The following is a 13,658-nucleotide window of genomic DNA, read 5'->3' as shown; positions in this document are numbered from 1 at the left end:
ACAGCAAATGGTGACAACGTTGTCAGCTTGGTGCGGACCGCACTGACGACGTCGCGGGGATCGAAGGGGCACCGGAACCCGGTGGCAGGACATGGTGCCACGGAAGGACGTGGTTGCGATAGCACCAAAAGTCCGTTGTGCGCCAAGCGATTCCGCGACCGGACCACTCAGCCCCGGTGGACCACCCGTGCCTGGGCACGTGACTCGCGTGAGCAGAGCCGGATCTCGCGTGATTGAGGCCGGAACTCGCGAGTTCCGGCCCCGATCACGCGAGTCACGGGTTCGGTCACGCGAGTTCCGGTCCGGATCACGGGGCCGTGACCCAGTGGTCGCCGAGTTCGGTCGTCGCCGCTTCGCCGTTCGTCAGGTTCGCCAGCCAACCTTCGAACTCCGGACCCTCCTCCGGCGCCAAGCCGATCTCGAAGCGGGCCGACTCGTCGAAGCGGGTCGCGTGTACCAAGTACGGCGACGCGCGCAGGTCGTTCTCCAGCCGGCCCGCGCGGTCGTAACTCACCGCCACCTCCACGAGCCTGAGACGCCGGTGTTCTAGTACACCAACCACTTCCAGCGTGTCCGAAACGGACTGACCGTACGCGCGGATCAGTCCGCCCGCCCCGAGGAGCACTCCCCCGAAGTAGCGCGTCACCACCGCGACCGTGTCGGTCAGCTCGCGACGGCGGAGCACCTCCAGCATCGGCGTGCCCGCGGTGCCGGCCGGCTCACCGTCGTCACTGGACCGCCGGGTCCGCCCATCAGGGCCCAAAACGAACGCGTGGCAGTGGTGCCGCGCCCCCGGATCGGCGCGCTTGCGGGCCGCGATGAACTCGCGCGCGGCCTCTTCCGACGTCACCGGAGCGAGCGCACAAAGGAACCGGGACCGCTTGATCTCGATCTCGTGGACCCCCGCACGAGCCACGGAGAGATAACGATCAGTCATCGGACGAGTCCGCCATGCACTCAGCATCCCACCCCGCCACGGCGCCGCGGCACGTGCCCCAGACCACTTGGGACAGACATTTCCCCTGGTCAGAGCGACCATAGACCGCTCTTCGGGAGCTCCAGCCCGGCATATGGGACTACCCTGGGAGCCGTCAACGTATGCGTGGCATTTCCCACCCGGGGACAACGACGTATGTCGATAACAGCGAATTCACACTATCGTCATAAGACCCGGCGAACCCGGGAGTAACACCGCGCGCTCGAGCCGACCCCCACCACAGTGGTCTGCCTGTGCGCGCAAGCAGGACCGACATGTTCGGCTGCCCAGCGTTGTGCGGCCTCCCAGATGACCCGCGTCCGGTTCCCGAGCATCGACGCCCGGCCGACGCTTCGCGGCATCTTGCACTTCAACGCCGACGACACCCACGCCGACAACAGCAACTGTTCTCGACTGACCATCGCGGTACCGGACCACTTCGTTAACCGGTTCAGCTCGAACCACACGATGGAGTGAGTACCGGTCGCGCCAACGCCTTGGGAGGCGGCCAGCCGTGACCCACCGTGCCCGTTCCCTGCCCCCCGCGGGGCAGCAGCTCAGCAACGCCGAGGCCGAGGGCCTCTACCGGAGCGACTACGAACACGACGCCTGCGGTGTCGCCTTCGTCGCCGACCTGACCGGCCGCCGAGATCATTCGATCGTCGCGAAGGCCCTGGTCGCGTTGCGCAACCTGGAACATCGCGGGGCGCGGGGCGCCGAACCGGACACCGGCGACGGCGCCGGGCTGCTGATCCAGATCCCGGACGAGTTCTACCGCGAGGTCGTGGACTTCGCGCTCCCCGAGCCGGGCACCTACGCCGTCGGCACCGCTTTCCTGCCCCAGGACGAAAAGCGCCGGGGCCGGGCGATGACGACCATCGAGCGCATCGCGGCCGAAGAGGACATGCGCGTCCTCGGCTGGCGCGAGCTGCCCGTGCACACCGAGCACTGCGGGCCGACCGCCGCCGAGACCATGCCGCACTTCACGCAGCTGTTCCTCGCCGCGCGCCGCCCGAAGCCGGAGCACTCGGACCCCCTTTCGATCGAACGCAGCGCGTTCTGCGTCCGCAAGCGCGCGGAGCACGAGCTCGTCGAAGACGACGTCTACTTCCCGAGCCTCTCCTCGCGCACGATCGTCTACAAAGGAATGCTCACCGAGCCCCAGGTCGAGCGGTTCTTCGACGACCTGACCGACGAGCGCGTCACCAGCGCCATCGGGCTCGTGCACTCCCGGTTCTCCACCAACACCTTCCCGTCGTGGCCGCTCGCGCACCCGTACCGGTACGTCGCGCACAACGGCGAGATCAACACCTTGCGCGGCAACCGCAACTGGATGGACGCCCGCGAAGCCCTCCTCGAAACCGACCTGGTCCCGGGCGACCTCAAGCGGATCTACCCGGTGATCACCCGCGGCGCCAGCGACTCGGCGTCGTTCGACGAAGTCCTGGAGCTGCTCCACCTGAGCGGCCGATCGCTGCCGCACGCGGTTCTCATGATGATCCCGGAAGCCTGGGAGAATCACCAGGAAATGGACCCGGCGCGACGCGCCTTCTACGAGTTCCACTCGACGCTGATGGAGCCGTGGGACGGCCCGGCGCTCGTCGCCTTCACCGACGGCAGCCAGATCGGCGCGGTGCTCGACCGCAACGGCCTGCGCCCCGGCCGCTACTGGGTGACCGACGACGGCCTCGTCGTGCTCGCCTCCGAGGTCGGCGTGCTCGACATCGACCCGGCGACGATCGTCCGCAAGGGACGTCTCGAGCCCGGCCGGATGTTCCTCGTGGACACCGCCGAGGGCCGGATCGTCGAGGACGACGAGGTCAAGACCGGGCTGGCCACCGCGCACCCGTACGACGAGTGGGTCGAGGCCGGCCTGCTCAACCTCGAAGACCTGCCCGAGCGCGACCGCGAGGTGCCGCTGCACGCCGCGCTCGTCCGCCGCCAGCAGGCGTTCGGCTACACCGAGGAAGAGCTCGAAGCCATCCTCGAGCCGATGGCCCGCACCGGCGCGGAGCCCATCGGCTCGATGGGCAACGACTCGCCCATCGCGACGCTGTCCAGCCGGCCACGGCTGATCTTCGACTACTTCATCCAGCTGTTCGCCCAGGTGACGAACCCGCCGCTGGACGCCATCCGCGAGGAGCTGGTGACCGCGCTCGGCACCCAGATCGGCGCCGAGCCGAACCTGCTCGTGGGCAACGCCGCGTCCTGCCGCCGGATCGCGCTGCCGTTCCCGGTGCTCGACAACGACCAGCTCGCCAAGCTGGTGCACGTCAACGACGACGGCGACCTGCCGGAGTTCCAGGCCGTCACCGTGCTCGGCCGCTACAACGTCCACGGCGGCGGCGAAGCGCTGGTCCAGCGCCTCGACGAGATCCGCGCCGAGGTGTCGGAGGCGATCGAGGACGGCGCACGGCTGATCGTGCTGTCCGACCGCGGCGTCGACGAACACCACGCGCCGATCCCCTCGCTGCTGCTCACCGGCGCGGTGCACCACCACCTCGTCCGCGAGAAGACGCGCACGCAGGTCGGCCTCATCGTCGAGGCCGGCGACGCGCGCGAGGTGCACCACATCGCCCTGCTCATCGGCTACGGCGTCGCCGCCGTGAACCCGTACCTGGCGATGGCGACCGTCGAGGAGATGGCCCACCAGGGCCTGATCCCGGGCGTGACACCGAAACAGGCGACGTACAACCTCATCAAGGCGCTGGGCAAGGGCGTCCGCAAGACGATGTCCAAGATGGGCGTCTCGACCGTCGCGTCCTACACCGGCGCGCAGATCTTCGAGGCGATCGGGCTCGGCGACGAGGTCATCGACAACTGCTTCACCGGCACGACGTCCCGGCTCGGCGGGGTCGGCTTCGAGACGCTCGCCGACGAGGTCGCGAAGCGGCACGAGTACGCGTTCCCGGCCGACGGCGTCCGCGCCACCCACCGCGAGCTGGAGACGGGCGCGGACTACCAGTGGCGTCGCGAGGGCGAGCCGCACCTGTTCAACCCGCAGACGGTGTTCAAGCTGCAGCACTCCACGCGGTCCGGGAAGTACGAGGTCTTCAAGGAGTACACGAAGTCCGTCGACGACCAGGCCGAGAAGCTGCTGACGCTGCGCGGGCTGTTCGACTTCAAGTACGGCAAGCGCGCGCCGGTGCCGATCGAGGAGGTCGAGCCGGTCTCGGAGATCGTCAAGCGGTTCGCCACCGGCGCAATCTCCTACGGCTCGATCTCGATGGAGATGCACCAGACCCTGGCCATCGCGATGAACCGCCTCGGCGGGAAGTCGAACACCGGCGAGGGCGGCGAAGACGCGGAGCGCCTGTACGACCCGGAGCGGCGAAGCGCCGTGAAGCAGGTCGCGTCCGGCCGGTTCGGCGTCACGAGCGAGTACCTCGTCAACGCCGACGACATCCAGATCAAGATGGCGCAGGGCGCGAAGCCCGGCGAAGGCGGCCAGCTGCCCGGCGCGAAGGTGTACCCGTGGATCGCGAAGACGCGGTTCTCGACGCCGGGCGTCGGCCTCATCTCGCCGCCGCCGCACCACGACATCTACTCGATCGAGGACCTCGCCCAGCTGATCCACGACCTGAAGAACGCCAACCCGAAGGCCCGCATCCACGTGAAGCTGGTGTCCGAGGTCGGCGTCGGCACGGTCGCGGCGGGCGTCTCCAAGGCGCACGCCGACGTCGTGCTCATCTCGGGCCACGACGGCGGCACGGGCGCGTCGCCGCTGTCGTCCATCAAGCACGCCGGCGGCCCGTGGGAGCTCGGCCTGGCCGAGACGCAGCAGACGCTGCTGGCCAACCGGCTGCGCGACCGGATCGTGGTGCAGACCGACGGCCAGCTCAAGACCGGCCGGGACGTCATCGTCGCGGCGCTGCTCGGCGCCGAGGAGTTCGGTTTCGCGACCGCGCCGCTGGTGGTGTCCGGCTGCATCATGATGCGCGTCTGCCACCTCGACACGTGCCCGGTGGGCGTCGCGACGCAGAACCCGAAGCTGCGCGAGAAGTTCAGCGGCAAGGCCGAGTACGTCGTCAACTTCTTCGAGTTCATCGCCCAGGAAGTGCGCGAGTACCTGGCGGAGCTGGGCTTCCGGTCGATCGCCGAGGCCGTCGGGCACGCCGAGTTCCTCGACAAGCGCAAGGCCGTCGAGCACTGGAAGGCGGCCGGGCTGGACCTGTCGCCGATCTTCCACGTGCCCGAGCTGGCCCCGGCCGGGCTGCGCCTGCAGCAGACGCTGCAGGACCACGGGCTCGAAAAGGCGCTCGACAACACACTGATCCAGCTCGCCGAAGGCGCCCTCAACTCGGGCGACAAGGTGCGGCTGGAGCTCCCCGTCCGCAACGTGAACCGGACCGTCGGCACCATGCTCGGCTCGGAGCTGACCCGGCGGTGGGGCGGCGAAGGCCTGCCCGACGACACCATCGACGTCACCTTCACCGGGACCGCGGGCCAGTCGTTCGGCGCGTTCCTGCCGAAGGGCATCACGCTGCGGCTCTACGGCGACGGCAACGACTACGTCGGCAAGGGCCTCTCCGGCGGCCGGCTGATCGTGCGCCCGCCGAAGGAGGCGCGGATCGCCGCCGAGGACCACATCATCGCCGGCAACGTGATCGCCTACGGTGCCACCAGCGGCGAGATCTTCATCCGCGGCAAGGTCGGCGAGCGGTTCTGCGTGCGCAACTCGGGCGCGCTGGCCGTCGTCGAAGGCGTCGGCGACCACGGCGGCGAGTACATGACCGGCGGCCGGATGGTCGTGCTCGGCCCGATCGGGCGCAACTTCGCGGCCGGCATGTCCGGCGGCATCGCCTACGTGCTGGACCTGCCCGCGCACCGTGTCAACCCGGAGATGGTCGACCTCGACCCGCTCGACTCCGAGGACGCGGACTTCCTGCGCGAGACGCTGGAAAAGCACTACGACGAGACTGAATCCGCCGTCGCGCGGGAGCTGCTGGCCGACTGGGACGCGGGTGTCGACCGCTTCGGGAAGGTCATGCCGAAGGACTACAAGCGCGTGCTCGCCGCCCAGGTGCAGGCGGAGCGGGACGGGCGTGACGTGAACGAGGCAATCATGGAGGCCGCACATGGCTGACCCCAAGGGCTTTCTGACCACCACCCGCGAAGAGCCGAAGCGCCGCCCGGTCGACCTGCGGCTGATGGACTGGCGAGAGGTCTACGAGGACTTCGCGTCGACGAAGCTGGAAAAGCAGGCCGGGCGCTGCATGGACTGCGGCATCCCGTTCTGCCACCAGGGCTGCCCGCTCGGGAACCTCATCCCGGAGTGGAACACCCTGGTGTGGCGGGAAGACTGGCAGCAAGCCATCGAACGGCTGCACGCGACCAACAACTTCCCGGAGTTCACCGGCACCCTGTGCCCGGCGCCGTGCGAAACCGCGTGCGTGCTCGGGATCAACGACGACCCGGTGACGATCAAGCGCGTCGAGATCTCCATCGTCGACCGCGCCTTCGAAGAGGGCTGGGTGACGCCGCAGCCGCCCACCGCGAAGACCGGCAAGAAGGTCGCGGTCGTCGGGTCCGGCCCGTCGGGACTCGCCGCGGCGCAACAGCTCACGCGCGCGGGCCACAGCGTCGTGGTCCTCGAGCGGGCCGACAAGATCGGCGGGCTGCTGCGCTACGGCATCCCCGAGTTCAAGATGGAGAAGCACCGGCTCGACCGGCGCCTGGCGCAGATGGAGGCCGAGGGCACGGAGTTCCGCACCTCGGTGAACGTCGGCGTCGACGTCACCGCCGCCGAGCTGCAGTCGTCCTATGACGCCGTGGTGTTGGCCGGTGGCGCGACCGACTGGCGCGACCTGCCGATCCCCGGCCGGGAGCTGGCCGGCATCCACCAGGCGATGGAGTTCCTGCCGCCGGCCAACCGGGTCGCTTCCGGTGACCTTCCTTCCTCGCCGTATTCGGCCGAGGGCTTGGACGTCGTCGTGATCGGCGGCGGCGACACGGGCGCGGACTGCGTCGGGACGTCGCACCGCCAGGGCGCGCGCTCGGTGACGCAGCTGGAGATCATGCCCAAGCCGCCGGAGGCCCGTTCGGACGCCCACCCGTGGCCGACGTACCCGATGATCTACCGGGTGTCCTCGGCGCACGAAGAGGGCGGCGAGCGGCTGTACGCGGTGAACACGCAGGAGTTCGCCGGCGACGCCGACGGGCGCGTGCGGGCGCTGAAGCTGGTCGAGGTGCGCAACGAGGGCGGCAAGTTCGTCCCCGTTCCCGGGTCCGAAACGGAGCTGCCGGCGCAGCTCGTCCTGCTGGCGATGGGTTTCCTCGGGCCGCAGAAGCAGGGCCTGCTCGAAGACCTCGGCGTCGAGCTTGACCCGCGCGGCAACGTGGCACGCGACAAGGCGTTCAAGACGAGCCTCGACAACGTGTTCGTCGCCGGTGACATGGGCCGCGGCCAGTCCTTGATCGTCTGGGCGATCGCGGAGGGCCGCAGCGCCGCGGCGGGCGTGGACGCCTACCTGACCGGGCGTGCGGTCCTGCCCCGGCCGATCGCGCCGACGGACCGGCCGATCGCGTAAGAGCCCGGCGCCGGCGGAGGTGTCACTGTCGCCACCTCCGCCGCCGCTGTCCCACTTTCAGCCGTAGTAACCCTTTTCGAGGTCGTCCAGCAGACCTGGGTGCTTCGGCTGCCAGCCGAGCAGCTCCTGGGTCTCCGTGCTGGACGCCGGTTGGTCGATCGCCAGGAGCGCGCCGAGGAAGCCGAGCTCGTCGGCCTCCACCGACGTGACCGGGAGACCGAGCCGGCGGCCGGCCACCTCCGCGACGTCCTTGATGGCCACTCCCTCGTCGCCGACCGCGTGCAGCACCGAGCCCGCGGGAGCGTGCTCCAGTGCCAGGCGGAACAGGTGCGCCGCGTCGAGGACGTGCACCGCCGGCCAGCGCGCTGTTCCGTCGCCGACGTAGGCCGCGATGCCCTTCTGCCGTCCCGCGTCTATGAGGCGCGTGATGAGCCCGTGGGCGTCGCCTTCGCCGTGCACCGACCGCGGTAGCCGCACGAGGGACGCGTGAACGCCGCGTTCCGTGCTCTTCAGGACGGCGCGGGCGATGTCCGCCCGGCCGGCCACCGGGCCCCCGAAGACGGCTTCGTCCTGCTCCGTCGCCGCCCGCCCGGCTATGAACGGCGTCCCCGAAGCGGCGATGAACGGCTTGCCCTCGAGCACGGCCGTCATGGCGTCGACGGCGGCCGCGTCGGTCCGGATCGCGGCGTCCATCCGGTCGAAGTCGTGCCCGAAGGCGAGGTGGACGACGCCGTCGGCGTTCGTGGCGCCTTTCGCGAGCGTTTCGAGGTCGTCCAGGTCGCCGCGGAGCACCTCCGCGCCCAGCTTTTCGACGGTCGCCGCGGAGGCGTCCGACCGGGCGAGCCCGATGACCTGGTGGCCGGCCTCGAGCAGCTCGGGCACGAGGGCCGAGCCGATCCAGCCGTTCGCCCCGGTGACGAAGACACGCATGAGAACCTCCCTGTGATGACACCTGGTGCCATCACTGTAGCACGTGTGACGGCACCGGGTGTCATCGCTTAAGCTGGGCCCATGAGCCGTTGGGAACCGAACGCACGCGAGCGGCTGGTGCGCGCCGCGGTGGAGTCGTTCGCCGAGCGGGGGTACGACGACGTCACGGTCGCGGAGATCACCGAACGGGCCGGGCTGACGAAGCGGACGTTCTTCCGGCACTTCGCCGACAAGCGCGAAGTGCTCTTCGCGGGCCAGGACATCCTGAGCCGCCTGTTCGCCGAAGGGATCGCGGCCGCCCCCGCCGGGGCGACGCCGATCGAAGCGGTCGCGGCCGCGCTGACGGCCACCGAACCGGCCTTCGGCCCGGACCGCCGTGAGCAGGCGCGGACGATCCGGCAGGTGGTCGCGGACCACAGCGACCTGCGAGAGCGGTCGCTGCTCAAGCACGCGAAGCTCACGGCCGCGATGGCCGAAACGTTGCGCGAACGCGGAATCCCGGACCCGGCGGCGAGCCTGGCCGCCGAGATCGGCGGCCTGGCGTTCACGACGGGCTTCGCGCGCTGGGTGGATCCGGCGAACGAACGAAGCTTCGGCGAAGTGGCCCGCGAAGCCCTGTCCGAACTCGTCGAAGCGACGGCCAAGCTCGGCTGAGGAAATTCGGCGCTCAACTTAATCTTTCGTGTGAATCGCAAGAATCGATGGCACGCGCGGCCCGCTCCCGGCAATCTGGGTTCAGGGGGCACGGCCGGCGAGGGGGGAACTTCGGCCGGCCGTGCACCGCCGTCCGGCGGTTGTCCCCTTACGGGAGGGGAGCCCGAAAATGAGTGTCGATCTGTCCACCACATTGTCCTGGACCACGGCGAGCGGGGACGCCGCGGCGATGCTCGGCGAACTGCAGCCGAACATCCTCAAGGCCCACGTCCGCGACCATCTTTCCGCACTGTTCCTGGGGTTCGGCGACGCCGCGGAGGCGCGGACGTTCCTGGTCTCGCTCACCGGGAAGATGAAGTCCGCCAAGGCCCACCTCGACGAGGTCGGCGCGTTCAAGGACGGCGGCGGCGCGGGCACCCCGTACGTCGGCGCCGGGCTCACCGCCGCCGGCTACCGCGCCCTCGGGGTCGAGAACTTCCCGCAGGACGAAGCATTCCTGCGCGGGATGGCGACGCCGGCGACGCGGCGGAAACTGAACGACCCGCCGCGCTCGACGTTCGATCCGGGCTACCACGGGGAAATCCACGCCGTCGTGCTCGTCGGCGATGCCACGGACAAGGCGATGACCGCGCGGCGCAACGAAATCCTCGACCTGCTGCCGGACTCCGTCACCGTTCTCGCGGAGGAGACCGGCCTCGGCCGCGTAAACGCGCGCGGCGAGGGCATCGAGCACTTCGGGTACGTCGACGGCCGGAGCCAGCCGCTGTTCCTCACCGAGGACGTCGACGCGGAGAAGAACAACACCGACGGCATCAACGTGTGGAACCCGGCGGCGCCGCTGTCCCAGGTGCTGGTGCCGGACACCGCGGCTCCGGATCCGGCCGTGCACTTCGGCAGTTACTTCGTCTTCCGCAAGCTGGAACAGAACGTGCGGCGGTTCAAGCAGGCCGAAGCCGACCTGGCCGATACGCTCGGCCTGACCGGCGACGACCGGGAGCGCGCGGGCGCGATGATCATCGGCCGGTTCGAGGACGGCACGCCGCTGACCACCCAGCGCGAAGACGGCGCGGAAAGCCCGGTCTCGAACAACTTCACCTACGACAGCGACCGCGCGGCGCTGAAGTGCCCGTTCCAGGCGCACATCCGCAAGACGAACCCGCGCGGGTCCGGCGGCGCCGAGGAGCCGCCCGGCGAGCGCCTGCACCTGATGGCGCGCCGCGGTGTCACCTACGGCGAACGGCCGGACGAGCCGAACGCCGACGTACCGCCCGCGGCGCGGCCGAGCGGCGGGGTCGGGCTGCTGTTCATGGCGTTCAACTCGGTGCTGGGCAACCAGTTCGAGTTCACGCAGGCGATCTGGGCGGACAACCCGGGCTTCCCGATCGTGGACGGCGTCACGCCGGGCCTGGACCCGGTGATCGGACAGGGCGACCGCGGGACGTCGGACTACACCGTCGAGTGGGGCGGGTCGGCGCAGCGCACGGCCGACCCGGTGCCGCAGTCGGTGACCTTGCGGGGCGGTGAGTACTTCTTCATGCCGTCACTGGCTTTCCTGCGGACGCTCTGACTGCCGTTGACGGCCGGGAAGGCGGCGAAGGGGGCTTGACAGAGTCGGGGCGGCCTCGAGGTCTGGCGGTGCTCGGGGGTTCGGTTCAAGGGGCGTGGATGCGCGGCTGAGACGTCATGAAAGACCCTTTCACCTCGTCCGACGCGGTGAAAGGGTCTTTCATGACGTCCGGACTACCGGCGCCACCCGCCCGTGGCTCAAAGCTCCGCCAGCCGGTCCAAGGCCAGCAACCCCGCCCCCAGCCGTCCGGCTTCGTCGCCGAGCTTCGCGATCCGCAGCTCCGGCATCCGCTGGAACGTCAGGTGCGAAGCCAGCCACTCCCGGACCGGCTCCAGCACGTAGTCCGCCGCCGTGAACAGGCCGCCGCCCAGGATGATCACCTCCGGGCCCAGCAGGGTCAGCAACGTCCGGATCCCGTGCCCCAGGCCGTCGAGCGCGTCCTGGACCACCGCCACCGCCACCTCGTCTCCGTGGCGGGCCAACTCGACCACCTCACGCGCGCCGTCGGCCGCGCGGCCCGTGCGCTCGGTGTAGCGGCGGGCGATCGCCGCCGCCGAGGAGATCGCCTCCAGGCAGCCGATCGCGCCGCAGCCGCACTTGCCCGGGTGGCCGACGTCGATGTGCCCGACCTCGCCCGCCTGCCCGTGCGCGCGGTGGATCCGGCCGTCGAGCAGGAGCGCGGCCGCGATCCCGGTGCCGACCGGGATGAACGCCGCGTTCGTCGCGCCCTGCCCCGCGCCCACCCGGAACTCGGCGATGCCGCCCGCGGTGACGTCGTGCCCGAACGCCACCGGCAGCCCGAGCCGTCCCTCCAGCAGCTCGCCGAAGGGGACCTCGCGCCAGTCGAGGTTCGCCGAGAAGTGGCAGACGCGGGTCTCCTCGTCCACGATCCCGGGCACGACCACGCCGACCGCGGCCGGCAGGTCCGTGCCGGCCTGCGAAGACAACGCGGCCACGATGTCCGCGACCTGCGCGGCCAGCGCCGTGCCGTCCGCGCTGCGCGCCGTCTCCGCGCGCAGCGTCGCCTGGGGCCGGAGCTGCTCGTCCAGCAGTGCCGCCTTGATCGTCGTCCCGCCCACATCGAGGGCCGCCACCATTCGAGTCACCGCGGCATTGTCACATTGACGCGCGCGGAACGGCGGACCTACGCTCAACCGGCAAGACGACGAATTCCGGAACGCGGTGCAAGTCCGCGCGGTCGCGCCACTGTGACCCCCACCAGGGGGAAGCCAGACCCGGACCGTCGTATGAACCCCGATGAGGCCGCGAAAGCCCGAGGAGGCCCCCACCATGTCGCAAGCGGCAGCCCCCGCCGTTCCGCTCCCGATCCGCATCCCGATCCGTGAGATCGTGCCGTGGGCGGTGTTCGTGGTGCTCCTCGCCTTGATCGCGGTGTACTTCGTCAGCGCCGAACAGGGCGCCACCTCGATCTTCGCGAACATGTACGTCCACGAGTTCGTGCACGACGGCCGGCACCTGCTGGCCTTCCCCTGCCACTGATCGGCGGCACGTACTCCCATGATGAAGACCCTGCTGGTCCGCGGCATGCTCGCGGGCCTGATCGCCGGTGTGCTCGCGTTCGGGTTCGCCTACGCCTTCGGTGAGCCGCCGGTCGACACCTCCATCGGTCTCGAAGAGACCCTCTCGCACGACCATTCCCACGCGGCCGACTCCGGGCAAGCCGCCGAAGAGCCCGAAGAGGAGCTCGTCCCGCGGGACATCCAGAGCACCGTCGGGCTGCTGGCCGGCGTGCTGGTCTACGCCGTCGCGATCGGTGGCCTGCTCTCGCTCGCCTTCGCGTTCGCCCAGGGCCGCCTCGGCAGCCTGCGGCCACGGGTGACGGCGTTGCTGCTCACCGGCGGCGCGTTCACCGTCGTGTTCCTGATCCCGTTCCTGAAGTACCCGGCCAACCCGCCCGCGGTGGGCCAGCCGGGCACGATCGGCTCGCGTACCGAGCTGTACTTCGGGTTCGTCGCGGTGTCGTTGCTCGCGGGCATCCTGGCGACGGTGTTCGGCCGCAAGCTCGCGGACCGCCTCGGCGCGTGGAACGGCTTCCTCCTGGCCGCGGCGGGCTACCTCGTCGTGGTCGGCGTGGTGGCCTGGCTGATGCCGGTGGTCGACGAGGTCCCGGCGGCGTTCCCGGCGTCGACGCTCTGGCAGTTCCGGACGGCGTCGATCGGCACCCAGGTGACGCTGTGGCTGGCACTGGGCCTGGCATTCGGCGCTTTCGCGGAGAAGACGCTGACCAAGAAGGCCGCCGTCGCCGCATCGTGACTTCGTGACGGCACCGGTCCCCCTAGAATTTCCCCGCCGGGTCGGGGGATTCCGGAGGGGACCCGTGTTCGACGAGACGCGCTCGACGCTGTCCAGCCATGCCCAGACGACGGTCCACGGACCCGTCGAGTCCGCCGGGACTGACGGGACCGACGGGTTCGCGGTCGCGTCCCTGCTCTGCGGGCTGCTCGGACTGGTCCCGTTCAGCGCGGTGTTCGGCATCCGCGCGCTCGCCCGGATCGGCGGCAGTGGCCGGTCCGGGCGCGGCCTGGCCATCACGGGCCTGGTCCTCAGCGTGCTCTGGCTGGGCGTCGGCCTGGCCACGGTCGGGCCGAAGGTCCTCGCGCACCCGGCTCACGTCCTCGCTTCCGGCGGCCCTGACTACATCCACGTGATGGCGGCCGGCGACTGCTTCGACTCGGGCGGCGACGGCGAACACGTCACCCGGACCCCGTGCGACCGGCCGCACGACGAGCAGATCTTCGCCCGCATCGACGTGGGCACGGGTTCCGAGACCTACCCGGGCCTCCCGGCGATTCGCGAGCCGGCGCTGGTCACGTGCCGGATCGCGGCGGCGGCGTACTTCACCGAGGGCACCCCGCCCCCCGCGCTCGAGTTCTTCGCGCACCTCCCGACCGAAGGATCGTGGATCGGCGGGGTCCGCACGGCGGCCTGCACCTTCGGGCGGCCGGGCGGGAAGCTCACGGCCTTCATCCGACCTTGAGGG

The 13,658-nt window shown here is 70.3% G+C and carries 11 protein-coding genes; 8 read left to right on the top strand and 3 right to left on the bottom strand.

Annotated elements, in window-relative coordinates; genetic code table 11:
• Positions 1-307: 307 nt before the first annotated feature.
• Entirely contained in the window at positions 308-937 is a 630-nt protein-coding gene (locus tag AB0C38_RS27470; protein WP_360678402.1) for a YigZ family protein, read from the bottom strand.
• 348 nt (positions 938-1,285) lie between these two features.
• On the opposite strand from AB0C38_RS27470, the gene AB0C38_RS27465 reads away from it, so the two are divergent.
• Genes AB0C38_RS27465 through AB0C38_RS27455 form a run of 3 tightly spaced genes read left to right on the top strand, consistent with a single transcriptional unit; the run spans position 1,286 to position 7,506 of the window.
• Positions 1,286-1,453: a hypothetical protein gene (locus tag AB0C38_RS27465; RefSeq protein WP_360678400.1), complete on the top strand. Its 168-nt coding sequence runs from the start codon at positions 1,286-1,288 to the stop codon at positions 1,451-1,453.
• Between the two features lie 37 nt (positions 1,454-1,490).
• Positions 1,491-6,062 carry a glutamate synthase large subunit gene (gltB, locus tag AB0C38_RS27460; protein ID WP_360678398.1) on the top strand — a complete coding sequence of 1,524 codons (4,572 nt, stop codon included), beginning with the start codon at positions 1,491-1,493 and terminating at the stop codon, positions 6,060-6,062.
• Complete coding sequence (locus AB0C38_RS27455; protein WP_360678396.1) at positions 6,055-7,506, top strand: glutamate synthase subunit beta; 1,452 nt, start codon at positions 6,055-6,057, stop codon at positions 7,504-7,506. Before gltB ends, AB0C38_RS27455 begins: the two co-directional genes overlap by 8 nt.
• A 57-nt stretch (positions 7,507-7,563) precedes the next feature.
• Here AB0C38_RS27455 and AB0C38_RS27450 read toward each other — a convergent pair whose 3' ends face one another.
• Positions 7,564-8,436: an SDR family oxidoreductase gene (locus AB0C38_RS27450; RefSeq protein ID WP_360678394.1), complete on the bottom strand. Its 873-nt coding sequence runs from the start codon at positions 8,434-8,436 to the stop codon at positions 7,564-7,566.
• Positions 8,437-8,517: 81 nt separating this feature from the next.
• On the opposite strand from AB0C38_RS27450, the gene AB0C38_RS27445 reads away from it, so the two are divergent.
• Positions 8,518-9,090 carry a helix-turn-helix domain-containing protein gene (locus AB0C38_RS27445; protein ID WP_360678392.1) on the top strand — a complete coding sequence of 191 codons (573 nt, stop codon included), beginning with the start codon at positions 8,518-8,520 and terminating at the stop codon, positions 9,088-9,090.
• Positions 9,091-9,259: 169 nt separating this feature from the next.
• Positions 9,260-10,657, top strand: a complete 1,398-nt coding sequence (locus AB0C38_RS27440) for a Dyp-type peroxidase (RefSeq protein ID WP_360678390.1) — start codon at positions 9,260-9,262, stop codon at positions 10,655-10,657.
• Between the two features lie 197 nt (positions 10,658-10,854).
• On the opposite strand, the gene AB0C38_RS27435 is transcribed toward AB0C38_RS27440, so the two are convergent.
• Positions 10,855-11,754 (bottom strand): ROK family protein, encoded by a 900-nt coding sequence (locus AB0C38_RS27435; protein ID WP_360678695.1) that lies wholly within the window; start codon positions 11,752-11,754, stop codon positions 10,855-10,857.
• Between the two features lie 193 nt (positions 11,755-11,947).
• On the opposite strand from AB0C38_RS27435, the gene AB0C38_RS27430 reads away from it, so the two are divergent.
• The 3 genes from AB0C38_RS27430 (at position 11,948) to AB0C38_RS27420 (ending at position 13,655) form a co-directional block, all read left to right on the top strand.
• Complete coding sequence (locus AB0C38_RS27430; RefSeq protein ID WP_360678388.1) at positions 11,948-12,157, top strand: CbtB-domain containing protein; 210 nt, start codon at positions 11,948-11,950, stop codon at positions 12,155-12,157.
• An 18-nt stretch (positions 12,158-12,175) separates the two neighbouring features.
• A complete protein-coding gene (locus tag AB0C38_RS27425; RefSeq protein WP_360678386.1) occupies positions 12,176-12,931 on the top strand; it encodes a CbtA family protein in 756 nt (251 codons plus the stop codon).
• A 64-nt stretch (positions 12,932-12,995) separates the two neighbouring features.
• The gene (locus tag AB0C38_RS27420; protein WP_360678384.1) at positions 12,996-13,655 is read left to right on the top strand and encodes a septum formation family protein; all 660 of its coding nucleotides are present in this window, start codon (positions 12,996-12,998) and stop codon (positions 13,653-13,655) included.
• The last annotated feature ends 3 nt before the right edge of the window (positions 13,656-13,658 follow it).

Source organism: Amycolatopsis sp. NPDC048633, from assembly GCF_040650695.1.
Lineage (GTDB): Bacteria > Actinomycetota > Actinomycetes > Mycobacteriales > Pseudonocardiaceae > Amycolatopsis.
This window is presented reverse-complemented; position numbering and strand designations above follow the sequence as displayed.

Coding starts and splice junctions, on each gene's coding strand:
- AB0C38_RS27470 (WP_360678402.1), bottom strand. CDS start 937: ATGACTGATCGTTATCTCTCCGTGGCTCGTGCGGGGGTCCACGAGATC.
- AB0C38_RS27465 (WP_360678400.1), top strand. CDS start 1,286: ATGACCCGCGTCCGGTTCCCGAGCATCGACGCCCGGCCGACGCTTCGC.
- AB0C38_RS27455 (WP_360678396.1), top strand. CDS start 6,055: ATGGCTGACCCCAAGGGCTTTCTGACCACCACCCGCGAAGAGCCGAAG.
- AB0C38_RS27450 (WP_360678394.1), bottom strand. CDS start 8,436: ATGCGTGTCTTCGTCACCGGGGCGAACGGCTGGATCGGCTCGGCCCTC.
- AB0C38_RS27445 (WP_360678392.1), top strand. CDS start 8,518: ATGAGCCGTTGGGAACCGAACGCACGCGAGCGGCTGGTGCGCGCCGCG.
- AB0C38_RS27440 (WP_360678390.1), top strand. CDS start 9,260: ATGAGTGTCGATCTGTCCACCACATTGTCCTGGACCACGGCGAGCGGG.
- AB0C38_RS27435 (WP_360678695.1), bottom strand. CDS start 11,754: ATGGTGGCGGCCCTCGATGTGGGCGGGACGACGATCAAGGCGGCACTG.
- AB0C38_RS27430 (WP_360678388.1), top strand. CDS start 11,948: ATGTCGCAAGCGGCAGCCCCCGCCGTTCCGCTCCCGATCCGCATCCCG.
- AB0C38_RS27425 (WP_360678386.1), top strand. CDS start 12,176: ATGATGAAGACCCTGCTGGTCCGCGGCATGCTCGCGGGCCTGATCGCC.